6 protein-coding genes are annotated in these 19,988 nt (G+C 63.9%); 5 read left to right on the forward strand and 1 reads right to left on the reverse strand.

Annotation, left to right across the window (positions count from 1 at the left end; translation table 11 throughout):
* The first annotated feature begins 27 nt into the window (after nt 1–27).
* Together K288_RS45900 and K288_RS0119260 are read left to right on the forward strand one after the other, a co-directional pair.
* Complete coding sequence (locus tag K288_RS45900) at nt 28–12,690, forward strand: filamentous haemagglutinin family protein (protein ID WP_051334612.1); 12,663 nt, start codon at nt 28–30, stop codon at nt 12,688–12,690.
* A 737-nt stretch (nt 12,691–13,427) separates the two neighbouring features.
* Nucleotides 13,428–15,332 carry a primary-amine oxidase gene (locus tag K288_RS0119260; protein ID WP_051334621.1) on the forward strand — a complete coding sequence of 635 codons (1,905 nt, stop codon included), beginning with the start codon at nt 13,428–13,430 and terminating at the stop codon, nt 15,330–15,332.
* A gap of 138 nt (nt 15,333–15,470) precedes the next feature.
* Here the strand turns inward: K288_RS0119260 and K288_RS0119265 are convergent, their stop codons facing one another.
* The gene (locus K288_RS0119265; protein WP_027581039.1) at nt 15,471–16,508 is read right to left on the reverse strand and encodes a LuxR C-terminal-related transcriptional regulator; all 1,038 of its coding nucleotides are present in this window, start codon (nt 16,506–16,508) and stop codon (nt 15,471–15,473) included.
* Between the two features lie 653 nt (nt 16,509–17,161).
* Between K288_RS0119265 and K288_RS0119270 the strand changes: the two genes are divergently transcribed.
* Genes K288_RS0119270 through K288_RS0119280 form a run of 3 tightly spaced genes read left to right on the forward strand, consistent with a single transcriptional unit; the run spans nt 17,162 to nt 19,985 of the window.
* Entirely contained in the window at nt 17,162–18,445 is a 1,284-nt protein-coding gene (locus K288_RS0119270; RefSeq protein WP_027581040.1) for an ABC transporter substrate-binding protein, read from the forward strand.
* Nucleotides 18,445–19,221: an ATP-binding cassette domain-containing protein gene (locus tag K288_RS45905; RefSeq protein ID WP_051334622.1), complete on the forward strand. Its 777-nt coding sequence runs from the start codon at nt 18,445–18,447 to the stop codon at nt 19,219–19,221. The genes K288_RS0119270 and K288_RS45905 overlap by 1 nt, the downstream gene beginning before the upstream one ends.
* Nucleotides 19,218–19,985 (forward strand): ATP-binding cassette domain-containing protein, encoded by a 768-nt coding sequence (locus tag K288_RS0119280; RefSeq protein ID WP_244443181.1) that lies wholly within the window; start codon nt 19,218–19,220, stop codon nt 19,983–19,985. Before K288_RS45905 ends, K288_RS0119280 begins: the two co-directional genes overlap by 4 nt.
* The last annotated feature ends 3 nt before the right edge of the window (nt 19,986–19,988 follow it).

Consider the following 19,988-nt stretch of genomic DNA (forward strand, 5'->3'; position numbering starts at 1 on the left):
GGCGCGACCGATGACAGGAGCCGTTCGATGTCGATGATCCAAACCGCAAAGAAGTCCTCCAAGGCGGATCTGAAGGCACAGCGGGTTCCCGGACCGACGGCCGCCAGCTATTTCTCGCCATTGTCCACGCGTCGTGGCCGCGATCGCTTTGCGTTCCTGGCCGGCGTCAGTGTGACGGCGCTGTTGATGACAACCCTGGACGCTTATGCTCGGCCCCTTGGCGGACAGGCGCCGACACCCTCGGCGGCGGCGATTGCGGCAGCACAATCGGCTCAACAGGAAGCCGCCCGCGCCGCGAGCCAGTCCTCCGATGGGCTCAGGCGGGCGACGCTCGCGATCCAGGCGCAGCAGGCGAGCCAGCAGGCGGCTCGTGATGCGGCGCGCGCCGCGGCGAGTGCGTCCTCGGTCCCGAACGGCTTGGGCGCCGGCGGACTTCAGCGGGCACTCGGTGCCGCGCCGGGAACCGATCTATGGCGGGGCGCGAATCTGCCGACGCAGTTCACTGAGGGCGATCGCGTCAAGGTCGATGTCGAGCAGACCCAGCAGAAGGCGATCCTCACCTGGGATACGTTCAACGTCGGAGCCCGAACGGATCTGCGCTTTCACCAGCAGGGCAATCGCGATTGGGTTGCGCTCAATCGCGTGCTCGGCGCCGATGGCAGGCCGAGCCAGATCCTCGGCAGCATCAAGGCCGATGGCTCGGTCTATGTCATTAACCAGAACGGCATCATCTTCGGCGGCGGAAGCCAGATCAATGTCGGCGCGCTGATCGCTTCGACCGCGAAGATCACCAACGAGCAATTCCTGAGCGGCATCTATTCGAGCGGAAGCGGAAGCGGAAGCGGAAGCGGAAGCAATTGGACGCCAAGCTTTACGGATGCGGCCGAATTTCTCAACAACGGCGCCGGCGGCGGCGTCGTCAAAGTCGAAGCCGGCGCGCAAATCGAGACGCATGCCCCGGCATCAGTGACCTCCAGCGGCGGCTTCGTGCTGCTGATGGGTGGTCAGGTCGTCAACGCCGGCTCGATCACGACGCCGAATGGTCAGACCCAGCTCGCAGCCGGTGACAACTTCGTACTGCGCCGTGGTTACGGCACGGAAGCCAACCAGTTCTCGACCACGCGCGGCAATGAGATTGCCCCGCTGTTCGACGCGGGCACCCTCGCGGGGCTTGTTCGCAATGACGGCTCGATCTTCAGCCCGCAGGGCGATATCACGCTGGCGGGTCGGACGATCGAGCAGAACGCCATTCTCGTCGCCTCCACTTCGGTCAATACGCGTGGCACGATCCATCTTCTGAATTCGGCGACCGACACGCGCGGCAGCATCAGGCTTGGCCCCGGTAGCGTCACCACAATCATTCCCGAACTCGAGAGCCGGGAGACCGCGCTGAATTCGCAGCGCGATGGCTTGATCGATGCGTCCGAAGCGGCGAATCTGCTGCGAGCCACGACGCCGCTCGGAATCTTCAACAATCTCTCGACGCTGGCCGACCGGCTCGATCAGTCGCGGATCGAGATCGTCACGGGCGGTCAAGTCATTTTCGAGGGCGGTACGACACCGGGAGCAGGCTCGCTTACGATCGCGCAAGGCGGTCAGGTTGCGGTATCAGCCGGGGGACGTGTCTTCACCGAAACCGGTGCGACGATCGACGTCTCGGGCGTCCGCGACGTGTCGCTGGCAATGTCGTCGAACAACATCCTCGTCAATATCCAGGGCAATGAGCTGCGCGACAGTCCGGTCAACCGCGACAAGGACTACCTGAAGAACCAGGATGTCTGGGTTGATATTCGTGACCTGATCTTCGTGCCGGCCGGGACCGGGGGCTACGACACCGACCGCTATTATACGCCGGGCGGTCTGCTCGAAGTCGGCGGTCATCTCGCCAACACCGCTCACACTATCGGGGAGTGGGTCGCGCTTGGCGGCACCATCACGCTGTCGGCGCCTGAGGTGATCGCAAAGCAAGGCTCAGTGTTCAATATCTCCGGAGGCTCGATTCGCTACGAGGCCGGCTATATCCGCACCAGCAACTTTCTCGGACCGGACGGCCGGCTCTACAACATCAACGACGCCCGCGCCGACATGACCTTCTATGGTCTCGGCCAGGGCTTCGTTCGCGAGCACGAGCGCTGGAACGTCACCGAGGTCTGGACCAGCCCCTTCGGCAAGGGCCGCGAGAGCGTGCGCTGGGAGGAGGGCTACACGGTCGGGCGCGACGCGGGGCAGCTCATCCTCTCAACCCCGACGGCGATCTTCGAGGCCGACATCCTCGCCGATGTCGTCCAGGGTGAGCGACAGGTCTCGGCGCGACCGACTGACATCGCCGACGGCTACAAGCTCAGCCAGACCCAGGTGGCGCAAGCGGGACAGCTTCTTGTCGGCAGCTATGGCGCGCTCGGGCGCATGGGCATTCACGACAGCGCGATCGTCATCGGAGGCGTCGAGGACATCACCCGAAGCCTCGACGCGTCCTCCGTCCTTCCCGCCAGCCGAAGCAACACGCTATGGCTTGATGCCTCCCGCCTCAACGACCAAAGGCTCGGCGGGCTCGACCTCGCCACGGGCGGCTCCATCGCGATCGACAGCGGCCTCGCGCTGGCCGATGGAGGCTCCCTCGACCTCACCGCACCTGTCATCGACATCAGGGCAAACGTTACCGTTCGAGGCGGCAGTGTCACGGCAAGCAACCAGCTAGTGACGTTTGAAGACCGGGGCGGCGTCCTCGCCACGCGGACCACCGATCTGTCGAGAGACGGTGTTGCGAGCGTAACGCTGCATTCGGGTGCGACGATCGACGCCCGCGGCATCTGGACCAACGCGCAGCTTGATCCGAGCCATCTCTCCGGTCTCGCCTTCGCCGACGGCGGAGACGTCACGCTGCGCTCGACTGGCGACGTGACTTTGGAGACCGGATCGCGGATCGACACCTCCTCCGGTGCCGCGATCCTCGCCAACGGCAAGACCAAGGCGGGCAAGGGCGGAGACCTGTCGGTCCTCGCCGGCTTCAATGGTGGCCGCGGCAACCTCACACTGGACGGGGCAATCACCGGCTACGGTGTCGAAGGTGGCGGCGCGCTGTCGTTGTCCACCGCGGGCCTCGTCGTGATCGGCGATGCCAGCTACGAGATCGGCGAGACATTGCCTGCCGGCAGCGTGACGCCGGCTGATGTGACGTTAACGGAGGCGTTGCTCATTCGGGCGGGGTCGCCGCTGCCGGGCGCCTATAGCCAGACCTTCACTACGGTCGCAGCGGGTGCGGCGCTGCCCACCGATGTGCCCATTCCCACGACCACGGTGGCGGCGGAGTGGGTCGTCCCCGCCGGCGCAGTCAGCATTGCGTACATACGACCCGGAACATCGGCGGTGATAGCCGCGCCACCCGGCACCGTCGTTCCTGCCGGCTCGACAGTGCGTGGATACAGCACGCAAACGCCTATTCTGCCCGGGGGCTATGTGCTGCCCGCCAACGCGTTTCCCTCAGGCCTGAGGCTGACCGCGCCGCAACTCGTGACCTACATGCCCGGGATGCCCGCGCCGGTGGACGTGACCATCGCGGCCGGCACGGTGATCCGGGCGGGGACGCTTCTGCCGGCGGCGGCCCGGATCGCGCCCTTGGCGACGCTCCATCTCGCCGACGATATTCTGAGCCGCGGCTTCTCGAAATATTCGATCAACGGACAGAGCGGCTTGCTCGTGGCATCGGGCGCCAATGTTGCGCCGGTGATGCCGATCTACCGGTTCGGCAGCGCAGTTACTGCGGCTCCGACCGGCGGCGATCCGTCCGATGTGCTGAGCCTTTGGTTGCCGGATATCTACATGCCGGATCCCGTCAAAGGAAAGCTTATCGAGCGCGGCGGCGTCGATCTTGAACTGCTGTCGGGACAGGGGAATAGCTTCACCACGATTCTCACCGGCGGTGGTGTCACGATCGGCACGGCTGCGTCGATCACCGTCGACCCGGGGCACAAGGTGGAGATCGCCAGCGGCGGGCAGATCACGGTCGACGGCACGATCACCGCTCATGGCGGCGAGATCGCGATCCTGAACCGTGTATCGCGCGTCACGGAAGAGCCGGGCGGCCTGTCGGTATGGATCGGCAAGAACGCGAGGCTTGACGCCTCGGCGCGGGCGGTAACGGCGACCGATGTGCGCGGCCAGATCTACGGTGTCGTGCCGAACGGCGGAACGGTGATTCTCGGCAGCCGCGGCGGCGCCGACGAGCTGGATGCCAACGCCTATAAATCCACGGAAGCCTACGTCGTGGTGCGCGATGGTGCGGTGATCGACGTCTCCGGCACCAGCGCCCAACTTGACCTTCTCACTGTGGGCACAGGCGGGCAGAGCACGATCACACGTCGTACCATCGCCAGCAATGGCGGCAGCATCGTTCTGGCCTCGTACCAGGGCATCTACAATGACGGCATGCTGCTTGCCCGTGCCGGCGGCGCTGGCGCCTCGGGCGGCACGCTCTCGATCAACCTCGAAGCGCCGATGTACAGCCAGAACCCGGGCGAGGTGAAGTCCTCGCGCATTCTGGCGGGCAGGGCGCTTCACATCGCGCAGGACAAGCAGGCAAGCGCGCTGCCGGCAGACCTGATTGCGGGAGCCGCGCACAACGATCTCAGGCAAGGCTATGCGAATCTCAGCGCCGACGAAGTTGCCGCGGGCGGCTTCGACAATTTGTCACTGTTTGCACGCACCGCCATCGTGTTCGATGGTGATGTGAACCTATCTGCTGGCCGCAGCATCGTGCTACGCACGTCGGGTCTTTACAATTCCGTCGGCGGCGGCCACGCGACGGTGTCGGCGCCGTATGTTGCTTTCGACGGACAGTTCGTCCTGCAGGCGGGATTGAACCGGGTGCTTCCGTCGATCCTCCCCGCCTACCCGACCACTGGAATGCTGACTGTCGAGGGCGGGCTGATCGACATCGTCAACCGCATGAACGCGCATGTCGCAAAGCTCACGCTCGACAGCGACAGTGACGTGCGTTTCCTCGCCTACAACCGAACGTCGACCGGCAGCACCAACGGTGACATGACGATGATCGCCTCGGCCGGAGACCTCGATCTCATTGCGCGCCGTATCTACCCGACGACCGCGGCGCGCGTGCAACTTTATGCCGGCACTGCGATCGACGTGACCGGCTCTCCGATGGTTGCCTTCGGCGCGTCGAATACCAGCACGATCACGATCGGCCGCCACGACAACGCGCCGGTCGCGACGCCCTATTCGGTGTTCGGCGTGCTCAACTTGTCGGCAGGGACGATCCGGCAGGGCGGCAATCTGCTCGCCCCGCTCGGCGCGATCTCGCTCGTCGCGGCCACCCCGGACATGGTGACGCAAGGCCTCGTTGAATTCCTGCCGGGCAGCCTGACCTCGGTCAGCGCCAAGGGACTTGTCATACCCTATGGCGGCACGGTGGACGGCGTCAGCTTCACCGTCGACGGCCGCGAGCCGCTCTCCTACGACCTGCTCACCGGAACGGTCGTCAAGGATGCCGACGGTAACTACGTCATTAACAGTCGCAGCGGGCGCCTCGGCATCACCGTGACGGGCACCAATGTCGTGAGCCATCCGGACTCCGTGCTCGATCTGTCCGGTGGCGGCGCGCTCACCGGAGCAGGCTTCGTTTCGGGTCGCGGCGGCTCGGTCGACGTGCTGGTCAACGCGTTGGCCGACGCCAATCCCGGCTACGACTTCAGCTCGTCCGGGAATCCGGTCTATGCCATTGTGCCGGGCGTCGCCATCGCACCGCCCGCCGGCGGCTATTCGACGGCCTGGACCGGCGCGGTGCCGGGCATGGGCGAGCAGATCACGATTCCGGCCGGCGTGCCGGGCCTGCCGGCCGGTACCTACACGCTGTTGCCTGCGAACTATGCGCTGTTGCCAGGGGCCTACCGCGTCGAGCTCGGCGCACGCGGGACTACCGGATTTGCCGCGGCCCAGTCGCTGCCGAACGGTTCCTATCTGACGAGCACGACGCGCGGCGTGGCCAATACCTCCATTGTCGACTCGCTCTCGACCGCCGCCATCGTCACGCCCGGCGTGACGTTGCGTACCTATTCGCAATACAACGAGCAGAGCTACGAGGCCTTCCAACTCGCGCAGGCGGCGACCTTCGGCATGGCACGGCCGTTGCTGTCGATCGACGGCAAGTTCTTGACGCTAAACCTGGCGACATTGCAGGCAGGCAGCGCAGCGCGCGTGGAATCGGCGCTCGTATTCGAAGGCGTCGCCGATTTCGCGCCGGCCGAAGGCGGGTATGGCGGCACGCTGTCGGTCTCCGCCGGTGGCGGTTCTGCCCGCTCCTACAACACCGATATTGTCATTACGGGAAAGGGCAGCACAACCGCCCGCAGCGGCAGCGTCACAACCATCGCCGCGTCCGAGATCGCCGATATCGGCGCACACAATCTCTATATCGGTTCGGCGCCGGCGAGCCAGTATGCCGTGGACACGCCAGTCTTCAACATCACGGTCAATGACGGACTGGCCCGCACCGTCACACTCGAGGACGGCGTGACGCTTTCGGGTTCGCAGGTCATCATCACGGCAAACCAGGGCATCACCGTGAGATCCGGCGCGTCGGTCAATACGCTCGGCCACGGGCTGATGGCCCCGGACACGGTGGCCTCCGGCATTCTGTTCAGCGCGCCGACCATGCTGGCGGTCTCGAACGGCTCGATCGCGCTCGATCCGACGCGGTCTACGACGTCATTGATCACCCTCGAAGACCGCTCCTCGCTCTACAGCGAAGGCTCGATCGCCTTCACTGCAGGCCACGGCGTCGTGCTGCAGGACGGCGCCCGTTTCGGCACGCGCGATCTCGAACTGGCGCTGCCCTACATCAATATCGGCACTGCGGGGCAGCTTGCGGCTGCGGCGGCCGCCGGCATCCTGCCGGGCGGGCTGTCGCTCGACCAGGCGTTGCTCGACAGGCTGGTGCAGGGCGATCCTCAGACCGGCGCGCCGGGCATGAAGAATCTCATCCTGTCGGCCGCAAACTCGATCAATTTCTACGGCTCGGTCAACCTCTCCACGCTCGACGCGAGCGGAAAGTCGGTGCTCGAAAGCTTCGTGCTGAGCACGCCCGCGATCTACGGCCACGGCGGTGCGAGTGACAGCGTCACGCTGACCACCGACCGGCTCGTGTGGTCGAGCCGCTCGCTGCGGACGGGCACGACCAACGATGGTCAGCCGATCTATTCGCCCGCCGTGCCCGGCGCGATCATCGCCAACGGGCCGGGCACCGGCCACGGCGTCTTCAATGTCGACGCGCGCGAGATCGTCTTCGGCTATCTCGAGCAGGCGCGGTCGTTCAACACGCTCAAGTTCGACCGGCTGATGCTCGGCTTCGAGACGGTGAACCTGAACGCTTCGGATCGCATCACGTCGAACAATACCAATACGCTCGCAGTCTGGCGCACCGGCCCGAGTCCGACCGCGGACTTCGATCCGACCACCTACCGGGGCGAACAGGCAACGTTGAACCTTGTCACACCGCTGCTCACCGGCGACAACGGATCGACGCTGTCGGTTTATGCCGGCGGCAGGCTGAACGTGCGCGCGCCGGACGGCGTCTCGCCGGCCAATACTGCGACCGTGAATACGCTTGGCGCCACGCTCAATCTGCAGTCGGTCTATTCTCTCGTCGACATCGACACCGCCATCGCGCTGCCGTCCGGCAAGCTGTCGGTGACCAGCGGCTTCAACATCGAGATCGGCGATCATGCGCGGTTCGATCTTTCGGGTCGCGCCATCCCGTTCAAGGACGTCACGAAGTATTCCTGGGGCGGCGACATCGCGCTCGAGAGCGGCGACTATGGCAGCATCTATATCCGCCATGGCGCGATCTTCGACGTGTCGGCGGTGAACAATGATGCGGGGTCGATCACGCTGGTCACCGCGGACACCACGGGCGGCGGCGGTCACATCGTCTTCTCCAGCGGGGACGACAGGATACCGGTCTCGCTCGACGATATGTTCCGGGGTTCGGCGACCGAAGGCTACAAGAGCAGCTCGTTCAAGCTCAACGCCCATTACATTTCCACCGGGCTTGCGGACAGGGAGGCATGGTCGCACAGCAAGAGCTTTGCGCGCATCAACCGTGCGCTGAACGCCGGCGGCTTCTTCGAGACACGCGAATTCACCATCAAGGAACGCGATCTCACGATCGGTGACGAGGTGAGGGCGCACAATGTCGTCGTGTCGGTGGACAATGGCAACCTGACCGTCAACGGCCGGATCGACGCCAGCGGCAAGACGCCGGGCTCCATCCGGCTCTCGGCCAAGGACGACCTCACGCTGGCCTCGACCGCCGTGCTCGACGTGCGCGGTACCGAGTTGCAGACCGACAGTGACGGCGCTGTTATCGAAGCGAAGAATCGCGGCAGCATCGAGCTGACCACGACGAGGGGCTGGCTCCGGCTCGCCGGAGGCGCAACGCTTGACCTGAGATCGCCGGACGGCGCGGCTCGCGGCAAGATTGCGCTCAATGCCCGCCGTACGAGCGAGACAGGCGGCGATGTGTGGGTCGATGCGGCGGGCCCGCTCGCCATCCGTGGCGCGAAGGAGATCGCGCTGAACGCATTCTGGTCCTATTCGCCGGCGGATGCCGACGGCACGATCGTTCAGGACAATGGCAGCGGCAATCCGCTGAACGCCCAGGGCGAGCTCGGATTGGTTCAGATCGCCTGGCTGAATGACTTCTTTACTTTTGCGGCTCGGGACAATGCCGACCTGTTGAACCGGATCGCGGGTCTCGCCGCTCAGGGCGACGTCTTCCATCTGCGTGCCGGCGTCGAGATCCTGGGCGGCCACACCTCGGATGGCAAGTTGACGATCAAGGGCGATCTCGATCTCGCTCAAATGCGGACTTACGGTATCAACCAGAACAGCGACACCGAGGCGCCGGCAGAACCGGGTTCGCTCGTCATCCGCGCGCCGGGCAATCTGACCGTGAACGGCAGCGTGTCGGACGGGTTCGACCTCACGGTGGATGTCCCGACCTATGGCCGGACGCTGGAAACCGACAAGACCCTCACCGTCGCCTGGACCGCAGATCGCTCCGGACTGGTCATCGGCGCGAATTCGCAGATCCCAAACAGCGGAAGCCTGAATTTCGATGTTGTGGCGGGAACCGGCACCCGGTTGACCAAGGGAGCGGTGACCACGGCCGAAGCGGTCGTGTCCTCTGCTTCCGTCACGCTGCCGTTGAACACGGTGATAACCGCCAACGTCTACGATTCACAAGGCAACCTGAAATGGGCTGCGGGCACCGTGCTCTCCAGCAGCGTAGCCGCGAACCGGCAGTTGAGAAGCGGCGACAGGATCAGCAGCGGCTTTGCCGTGCCGACTGCGGCCGCTGCGAACATCCTTGTGGTGGGCATGACCATCGCCGCAGGCACCGATCTGTCGATGTTCCAGTTCGCAGCCAATCCTTACATCCAGATCCAGGAAACCACGCTGTCAGCCGGCGACCTGCTCCCCGCCGGCACGTATCTGACCTCGCTGGCCGAAGCGGCCAAGCTGGTCGCCGGCGCAAAGCCGCTGGCTGCCGGCACAGAATCCTGGTCGATCCGCATGGTCGCCGGCGCCGACCGCCAGAGCGCCGACACCCGCGCGGTACGGACGCTGACGCAGCTCGGCGGCAGCGGCAATATGGTGCTCTCCAACCCGATTAACGACATGTCGGGGCGGATCCTGCCGAATGTGATCCGCACCGGCACCGGCGACCTCGATCTCATCGCCGGGCGCGACCTCTCGCAAGACTCGCCCTTCGGCGTCTACACCGCCGGCACACAGATCAATGTCGGCGGCGCCTATTCCGGCGTCACCTCGCAAGGCGGCTATTTCACCGAAGGCGGCGGCGATCTGACCATCACGGCCGGACGCAATCTCACGGGATATGCCTACGTCGACAATCCTTCGTCCCCCAGCCAGAACAATTACTCCGTCGGCAACTGGCTGGTGCGCCAGGGCGACGCAGAGACGCCGGCGGCCTGGGGCATCCGCTTCGGGGCATTCGGCGGGCCCAATGGCAACCTCTTCTTTGGCTTCTCGGGCTTCGGCGCTCTGGGCGGCGGCAATTTGAGCGTCGACGTCGGCGGCGATGCCGGCGCGCTCGGCGCGGTCACGAATCCCAGCGGCCAGATCTATGCCAGCACCGGCCTCGTCTTCGCGGTCGGCGGAAGCGGCCGCGTCACCTCGGTGACGAAGACGCCGGATGGCGTCGTGACCGGCGGCACGCTGGTCCAGACCGGCGGTGGTGACCTCTCCGTCGATATCGGCGGCCGGCTCAACCCGTTCACCACACCGAACAGTCTCGCTCCCGACGATCTCTACGGTTCCTTCACCAATGTGCGAGGCGACATCGCCGTGCAAGCGGGGGCCATCGGCTCGGTCTTGCTGGCCTACGGCGTCGGCGCGCCGAACGATCCGCGGGCCGCCGATCTCTATCGGGCAACAAGGCTCCAGACCGATGGCGGCGTCGGCGGGCCGGTGGTCGTCATCGGCGACGGATCGGCCAGTCTGCGGGCGCGCGGTGATCTCGTCTTCGGCGGAGCCGGAGATCCCGGCATGATCTATCCCATCGGGGTCTCCGGTAGCGGCCCGGCCTTCTCGCTGTGGCGCTCGGACAGCGCGATCACGCTGTTCTCCGCGGGCGGCAATATGGTGCCGCTAGACGTCTCACAGTATGATGGCCAGAACAAAAGGTGGGGCAGCGAGGAGCAAACGAACCGGGCGATGCTGCCGCCGATCTTCGAGGCGGTCGCGGCTCACGGCAGTTTGTACTGGGCAGGTTCGCAGCGCATCGAGCTGGCGCCGTCACGCGACGGCTATCTGGAGCTTCTGGCCGGCGACTCGATCTACGCGGCGGCGTTCCGCGTCGCGAACATCAACACGATCTCCGCGGCTGCCTGGAACGTATCGGGTGCGCAGGCCGATCCCAACTCGATCCCCAACCCGTTCCGGCCGGGATCGAGCAATTCCTATTTCCAGTTCCAGCCGGACACCGTCACCACCAACCTGCACGCGGGCGACAACAAGCTCATCCGCGTCTATGCGCTCACCGGCGACATCGTTAATTTCACGCTCGGCGATCCCACGCCGCAATTCGTGAACGGCGAATATCTGCCGCGTTATCGCGCGGCGATGCCGGCCCGCATCTATGCCGGCCGCGACATCGTCAATTTCGGCAAGAATGCTTATCGTAGCCAATTCGCCGATGCGGAATTCAAGGATACGCCGAGCCTGATTCTGAACAACGATGCGAGCGACATCTCGATCATCGAGGCCGGCCGCGACATCCTCTACGCCCAGGTCCAGGTCGGGGGACCGGGTTCGCTCGAAGTGATCGCCGGCCGCAACCTCTATCTCGGTGACAAGGGCTCGATCGTCTCGATCGGCGCTCTGGCCGCAGGCGACACGCGACCCGGCGCGTCGATCCTGATGCAGGCGGGCGCCGGCCCCAACGGGCCGAATTATGCGAGTCTCTGGGCCTATCTCGATCCGGTCAATCTCGCAGTTGTCGGCACGCCGCTTGCCGACCAGCCCGGTAAGGTCGCCAAGACCTATGAGCGTGAACTGATGGCCTGGCTGGCGGAGCGTTACGGCTTCGCGGCGTCGACCGTCGCGGACGCGCACGCCGACTTTACGGCGCTCGCGCCCGAGCAGCAGGCGATCTTCCTGCGCCAGGTCTATTTCGCAGAGCTGAAGGCCAGCGGCCGCGAATACAACGATCGGGAGAGCGCACGCTTCCAATCCTATCTGCGCGGCCGCCAGGCGATTGCGGCTTTGTTCCCTGAGGAGGGCGCAAACGGCAATCCAATCACATATGGTGGCGACATCACCATATTCGGAGGCTCCGGCGTACGCACGCTCTATGGCGGCGGCATCCAGATGCTGACGCCGGGCGGCCAGCAAGTGGTGGGTGTTGAAGGCCAGGTGCCGCCGGCATCGTCGGGCCTCATTACCCAGGGGCAGGGCGACATCGCGCTCTATTCCAAAGGCTCGATCCTGCTTGGCCTGTCCCGCATCATGACGACCTTCGGCGGCGACGTCCTCGGCTGGTCGGCGGAGGGTGACATCAACGCCGGCCGCGGCGCCAAGACCACGATCGTCTACACGCCAGCGCGGCGAGTCTATGACGACTATGGCATGGTCACTTTGTCACCGGCCGTGCCCGGTTCGGGCGCGGGCATCGCGTCGCGCAGTTCGGTTCCGGGCGTTCCCGGCGGCAGCATCGACCTCATCGCGCCCTTGGGCACCATCGATGCAGGCGAAGCGGGCATCCGCTCCGGCGCCGACGTCAACCTCGCGGCGCTGCAGATCGTCAACGCCGCCAACATCCAGGCGCAGGGCAATGTCACCGGCGTTCCCACGGTGCAGGCGCCGCCGGTCGCCGCACTGGCCTCCAGCAGCAACATGACGGCAGCGACGCAGCAGGCTCAGCCGGCCGCGCCCAGCACCAGCGATCGTCCGTCGATCATCATCGTCGAATTCCTCGGCTTCGGTGGAGGCGACGGCGGCCCCAACGGTGATCAACGCAGGAAGGATGATGAGCGCAGCAGCCTTGAGCCGCACGATTACCAGCCTGACAGCAGATTTCAGGTCGTTGGCAATGGCGACCTGACAGAGGAGCAAAAGAAAAAGCTCACCGCGGATGAAAGGGGAAAACTGTAGAGTCTGTCGGTTCGCTTGCGCCAATCACGCCTCAAATAGCCATCGTAACGAGTGTCGGTGGCGGTGGTTGCCTGTCCGGGATTTGAACCTACCCGCGGACCATTTCTCGCCGGCAAGGGATTGCGTACGAACGGCGACTATTGACGACCTACCAAGGGTCCACGTCTCGAGTTAGGCTGCTCTTCGGTAAGAAAACATGACTTCGGAAATAGTGGGTCTAGCGATGTAGCGCTCCCCCGCTACCAATCCTACGATTTTCTACGATCTCGTACTTCTATTGGTAGCGCACGGGAGCCCCCGGGCGCGAATTGCGTCGGCCGACAAGAAACCGCGGTTCGGGCGTTTCGCCCGTGCTCGGAGTGGACCGGCGTGAGGCAACTTGGTCGCTGTATCAATCGACGGTGATCTTTAGCATCGCGTCCGCGTTCGCATCCGCAGAATCGGTCAACTGACGTATTGTCGAACAGCGGTGCGCCGAAGAGACTTGCCACGTCTGCGAGCCGACCGGGTCAGCCGTTCATCCGATACGAAAACATCCGTTGGGATAGGATCTGAACTCGGAATTCAGCACGGCCGTCGTGCCTGGCCGACCCCCGCAGCGACATCGATCAGGTCGGATGCCCGAGCGCGGACACGCTCCGTCGCTGCGCTCGTCACCAGTCGGCCACGCAAGGAACCCGCTTATGGATACCGTCGTCGCCTCGTCGTCTTGCACATGCGCCCCGGAGACGGGCAGCGTGGACATCGTGAAGCATCCACTCGACCCCTTAACGGCGGCCGAAATCGGCGCCGTTGTCCGGATAGTCCGCGGCGATCCGCAGTACGGCGCCGACTTTCTCTTCGAGACCATCGAACTTCTGGAACCTGAAAAATCAGTACTGCGCCGGTACAAGCCCGGCGAGCCGATTGCCAGGGCGGCGCGCGTCAATCTATTCAAGGTGAGAGAGGATGGCATCTGGCGCCTGACGGTCTCGCTGACGGAAGGGAGAGTTCTCACCTCGAAGTATTTGCCGACCGCCAAGCCGATGATCCAGCTTGAGCAGTTCACGGCCATCGAGGATGCCGTGCGCGCAGCTCCCGAATTCATTGCGGCGTGCAGGAAGCGCGGCATCGAGGACATGTCGCTGGTCTGCATCGATCCGTGGTCCGCTGGCAATTTCGGCATTCCCGGCGAGGATGGCCGCTATCTCGCGCACGTCTTTGCCTGGCTGCGCCTGCGGGAGAACGACAATCTCTATGCGCACCCGATCGGTGGCCTGAACGCCGTGGTCGATATCAAGACCTACGAGATCATCCGCGTCGATGATCACGAGATCATCCCGGTTTCCAAGGCGGAGGTGAACTACGAGGCGGAGTTCATCGAGGATCCGCGCTCCCCCTACAAGCCGCTCAACATCGTTCAGCCCGAGGGCGTTTCGTTCAGGCTCGATGGGCGGCGGCTGGAATGGGATCGCTGGTCGATGCTCATCGGTTTCAATTCCCGCGAAGGGTTGACCCTGCATGACATCAGCTACGACCGGCGGCCGATCGCGCACCGTGCATCATTGGTGGAAATGGTCGTGCCCTACGGTACCACCGATAAGGGTCATTTCCGGAAGAATGTCTTCGACATCGGCGAGTACGGCATCGGCAAGCTCGCCAATTCGCTCAAGCTAGGCTGCGATTGCCTCGGTGCCATCGCCTATCTCGATGCGCACCTTGCGACGATGGATGGCAATGTTGTCACGATCGAAAACGCCATCTGTATCCATGAAGAGGACGCGGGGCTTTTGTGGAAGCATTGGGACTTCCGGTCCAATAATGTCGAGTCACGCCGCGCCCGCAGGCTGGTGATCTCCTGCATCGCGACGGTCGCCAACTACGAATATGGGCTGTTCTGGTACTTCCACACCGACGGCTCGATCCAGTTCGAGCTCAAAGCCACCGGCATCATCAACACCGCCGCCTGCCATCCGGGCAAGCCGGGCAAATACGGCAAGGAAGTTGCCCCTGGCGTCGTGGGCCACATTCACCAGCACATCTTCTGCGCGCGGCTGGACATGAACGTCGATGGCGACGACAACAGCGTTGTCGAACTCAACACGCAAGCCGATCCCTGGGGACCTGACAATGCCTACGGCAACGGCTTCTACGAGGATGAAACGGTTCTGAAAACCGAGCTGGGCGGCTGCCGCCAGGCGAATCCGGCGACGCATCGGGCCTGGAAGGTCATCAACCCCAATCGCAAGAACTGGGTCGGCACGCCGACGGGTTACAAGCTCGAGCCCAGTCATCCGGTGACGTCGTTCATCCATCCCGAGTCGCCGTCGGGCAGGCGGTCGGCCTTCATCAAGAACCAGCTCTGGGTCACGGCCTTCGATCCCGAAGAGCGCTATCCGGCCGGCGAACACATGAACCACTCCGATGGTACGGGAGGCGTCTCCGATTTCGTCAGGAAGAACCGGAATATCGAGAACACCGACATCGTGCTATGGCACGTCTTCGGCCTTCACCATCAAGTTCGTCCTGAAGACTTTCCCGTTCAACCCTGCATCTTTACCGGCTTCAAGCTGATGCCCAGCGGCTTTTTCGACCGCAATCCCGGCATCGACCTCGCACCGGACCGGAACGCCGCAAGCTGTCATGCGCAGGCCGCCGAATAGGGCACGGCTCGCCACGGCATTTGTCGCATCGCAGCCCGCCCGGCCGGCATCTTCGGCCGGTCGACTCCTATCCGTCGGGCGGGCAGCGGGAGCCTTCGCGAAAGACGGGCTATTCGGCTGATGCGGTCGCGAGGCCGGTCAATGGCCGGCGAGCTTTCGGGACCGCCGCGAAGGGTTCTCCGCCAGCAGCAGTCCTTCGGACACCGCCAGTGCCGCGAGTCGCGTACGCGAGTCGCAGCTCATCTTTGCGAGGATGTGCTCGATGTGCGTGGAAACCGTGCGGGGCGACACGAAGAGCTGCTCGGCGATGTTGGGATTTGACGCGCCGCTGGTCACGAGGTGCAGGATCTGAATCTCGCGGAGGGAGAGATTGTACGGCCAGCGAATACATTCTTCGGTGATTAGCAGGATGTTTCCGCGGCAGGGCGTGATGGTGACCTGGTGGCATCGACCGGCCTCGTCCGGCCAGACGAAGCGTTGCAGCTTCGAGGACTTCGCCTTCTCCAGCACGAGCCGGCGAAGCTCTCCGCCTTCGCCGAGATGAGGCCCCGGACTGCGGTTGGGCAGGTGAAATGCAAAACCGTTCGGCGAGACGGCGAGCGCATAGGAGCCTGGCGCCAGCTCATCGGCCAGAAGCTGTGGTGTCCTGAGCTGATCGCAGATGTTCAGCAGAATCGGGCGGAAGCGCTCCGTCATCTCGCGGCGCTCGTCGGTGGCGTGCGCCTCCCTGGACCAGCTCATGTGGATGGCCCCGATGTAGCGGCCATCCGCGACGCGCAGGCACATCGTCGAACCTTCCCTGAATCCATCCGGCATCAGGTATTCCTGCGCGGTGAACGTATCCGGCAGATAGAGATTCCAGTCACGCTTGTAGTCTCGCCAGCGCAGCGAGTGCGTGTCCTTTTCGCGCGCGATGGCGTAAGCCGGGCAGGCGGCAGGGAATCCGTCGAGCACGTAGGACATCGTTCTGTCCGTATATCCGTCGTCGGCCAGAGAGCGGTGGGTTCGGGATATCGGATCCATCGCGACCAGGGCGATTGCCTCGCTCCTCACGAACTCGCGTAACAAACGGCTGACCTGAGTCGCTTGATCGATGATCTGATCATTCAGGGCTGCCGCCGGTGTGTCGAGCCGGACCGTGGCTGATATCGTAGGGTCGATCGCTGCCGATTTCACGGTGAGCCTCCCAGCTCGCGAAAGATCTTGCCGACGGTTCGTGATCGAATCTTCTTCTTGGTCGCTGACGGTCGGTTTGCTGGCTAGGGCGGAATTGAGGTGCTTTACGCAGCCTCAGGGCAACGACCGCTCCAACCAACGCAAGGTGCCACGTCATCACTGTGGCCCTTCGCTCTGCTGACCCCGATGGTCCCGGATCGAAATCAGCACCGAGCTGAAAGCTATACGAGCATCTTAGGGCTGCGCGCCTGTCGAGTCAAAGGAACGTCACAATTCGTGCGGCTCAAAGTCAGCACCTCTGATGCAAGCGTGCCGGCAGCGTCGTCGGTTGATGAAAATCCGGGCTGGGCTTGCTGAGAAAATTGTCACTTCAATCTCTGTTCGCACCCGCGTCGTGGTTCGGGTTCTTCCCGGGTCGCTCCAACTCGTCCGCCAAAATCGGTCAGCTGACGTATTGCTGAAAATCGGCGGGAAACCGAAGCTGCGGTCCACGCGGTTCGGCTGCATTCACCGCCTCTGTTCATTCGGATGCAGATCGAGGCCCGCAGCACCCGACGGGGCCCGGACGCGCCGTCGTCACCCGACACGAAATCCGGCCCGACCTCGGTTGCGATGCCGAGAACCCGTGCGCTCGATTGCAGGAAGTCGCTCAGATGGCTTTGAGACTCACCAGACGTTCAGTGACCGCAGGCATCGGCGCGGCTGTCGCCGCACCATTTGTTGGACGGTCGGCATTTGCGGCCCAGCCGATCGTTCTCGGCGTTCCTTACTGCCAGACGGCTGCCGCGGGCGTCGCGGATCATCAGGACTTTCTGAACGGCACGACGCTCGCGATGGAGGAGATCAATGCCGCGGGCGGCATCCTCGGCAGGCCGCTGAAGCTGTTCACGACGGACATGAACGTTCTGTCGCCGGAATCCTCCAAGCAGGCGCTTGCCGCCTGCGTGGACGCCAAGGTTGACGCGATCTCCTTTGCTTTCACGCTCGTCCCGCTGCCGGCGATGGACGCGACCGTGAAGTACAAATGTCCGTACATCAACGGAAACGCGCAACGCGCCGGCACCTCTGCCGTCAAGGCGCATCCGGATAAATACAGCCACATCTTCCAGTTCTGCCCGTCGGAGGTGAACTACGGATGGAGCTATGCTCTCTGGCTGGAGGACGAAGAGCAGCGGGGCGTCTGGAAACCGAAGAACCGCAAGGTTCATATCATTCAGGAGCAGATCGGTTACTGCCAGACCATTTCGCGTGCCGCGCAGGAGGCGATCAAGCGGCGCGGCAAGTTCGAAGTCGCCCGCATTACGGATATACAATATCCCGTGCAGGACTGGGCGCCGGTCATTCGCGAGATGAAGGAAGTCGATGCCGCCGCGATCCTGGTGGACCATTGGGTGGCCGCTGAATACGCCGCGTTTTGCAAGCAGTTCGTGGCAAGCCCGGTGCGCGACTCGCTCGTCTATCTCCAGTACGGCCCGTCCCAGCCAGAATTCCTCGAGCTTGCCGGATCGGCTGCGAACGCCTTCGTCTGGGGCACAACCATGGGCATTTATGGCGACGAGAGAGGTCTCGCCTATAGGCAGAAGTACAAGAAGCGTTTCCCCGGCATCGCGGGGCTCGCCTATACCGGCATTGCGTACGATCAGACCTACTACCTCAAGAAGGCCTGGGAAGCTGTCGGCGATCCCCGAAAGTTCAGCGACGTCTGCGATTGGATCCGGGCCAATCCGCAGCGGGGCGTCTGCGGCTACGTCGACATGGGCAATCCCTATCAGGAGGCGCTCCATTTCCCCGACAATGGCGGCGACGAATTGCAGGCGAGCAAGCTCGAGGCCGGTGTTGCGCAGCTCTATGTGCAGGTCCAGGGCGGCGAGCACAAGATCGTCTATCCCAGTCCGGTCTCGGAAACGAAGCTGATCTCTGCGCCGTGGTGGAGCTGATGCTCAGACAACTCTCCCCGAACGGCACGACTGAAAAGGGCGGAAAGTCCGTCCTGTTCTCCTGCAGTGGCATCTCGCTCGATCTCGGCGGTCGCGAGATCCTCCGTAATATCAACCTGCATGTCGAGGCCGGGGAAGTGCTGGGCATCATCGGGCCGAACGGCGCGGGCAAGACCAGCCTGTTTGAAATCCTCTCAGGACGGATGCCGCCGAAGAGTGGCACGGTGTGGTTCAAGGGCGAGAATGTTACCGGCTTGTCGTTGTATTCGCGATCGCGCTTGGGGATCGGCCGCACGTTCCAGACGCCGGTCGTTCCTGACGAGTTGACCGTCGGCGAGACGTTCAAGGCGGCGCGCCAGGCCCATCGTCCGTTCCTCACCAAGTTCGATGCCGAATATGGCGCCGACCTCGTTGGTCTGAAGATCAGCGAGGACACGCCGGCGACGCAGCTCGAGACCTTCAACCGGCGCAAATTGCTGCTGGCCTGCCTGCTGATGCGCCGGCCGTCGTTGCTGCTGCTGGATGAGCCGGCGGCGGGCCTGATCAATTCGGAGGTCGACGAGATCGACACCCTGCTGCGCATCCTCGCCAAGGAAATGAACATCGCGATCCTGATCGTCGAGCACCGCATCGAGCTCCTCGGGACGATCGCCGACCGGATTCTGGTGATGGATGCCGGGGAGGTGATCTCCGAGGGCCTGATGGACGACGTCATGGCGGATCCTAAGGTTCACGCGGCCTATTTCGAGGACTTCAGCGAAGAGGCCGACGCATGAACATCTCGATGAGCAATCATTTGCCGGGCCCTCCGGCGCGTCAGCCCCAGCGCGAGGTCCTGAACGTCAAGGGATTGTCCGCCGGCTATGGACCGGTCCGCGTCATCCACGATCTCGATCTCGTTGCCCAGTGTGGGGAGCGGATCGGCATCGTCGGCCTGAATGGTCACGGCAAGTCGACGCTGTTCTATGCGATCGCAGGGCTCACCGGCTGGCAGCGCGGCTCGATCAAGCTTAACGGCAGGGAGGTCGGTCGCACGCGAAGCCAGGGACCGGGGCGCTACACCCACGAGATCGTGCGCGCGGGATTGGCGCTGATTCCCCAGGGCGACGAGATCTTCCATGGCCTGACCGTCGAGGAGCATCTCGATTCCGGGGCGTACACCGCGGCGGCGTGGCGCGATCGCGCCGCGCGCAAGCTCCGCATCCTGGAGATCTTTCCACCATTGCGGAAGCTGATGGATGCACCCGTGGGGCGCCTGTCGGGCGGCGAACGGCGCATGGTGTCGATCGGCCGCGGCTTGATGACCGATGCGTCGCTCTTCCTCGTCGACGAGCCATCGCTCGGGCTGGCGCCCAAGATCGGCAAGAGCGTGATCAACGCGCTGATGGCCGTCAAGCTCGGAGATGCCGCCATGATCATTGCGGAGCAGAACGTTGCACTGCTCGAGGGACGGGTCGATCGTGTCATCGGCATGCATGTCGGCAAGCTGAAGGGTGAGGCCTCGGCGGCCCTCGCGTTGAACGTTTATCGAAAGGCGTAAGAC

The organism is Bradyrhizobium sp. Ai1a-2 (genome assembly GCF_000426245.1).
Classification (GTDB): Bacteria; Pseudomonadota; Alphaproteobacteria; order Rhizobiales; family Xanthobacteraceae; genus Bradyrhizobium.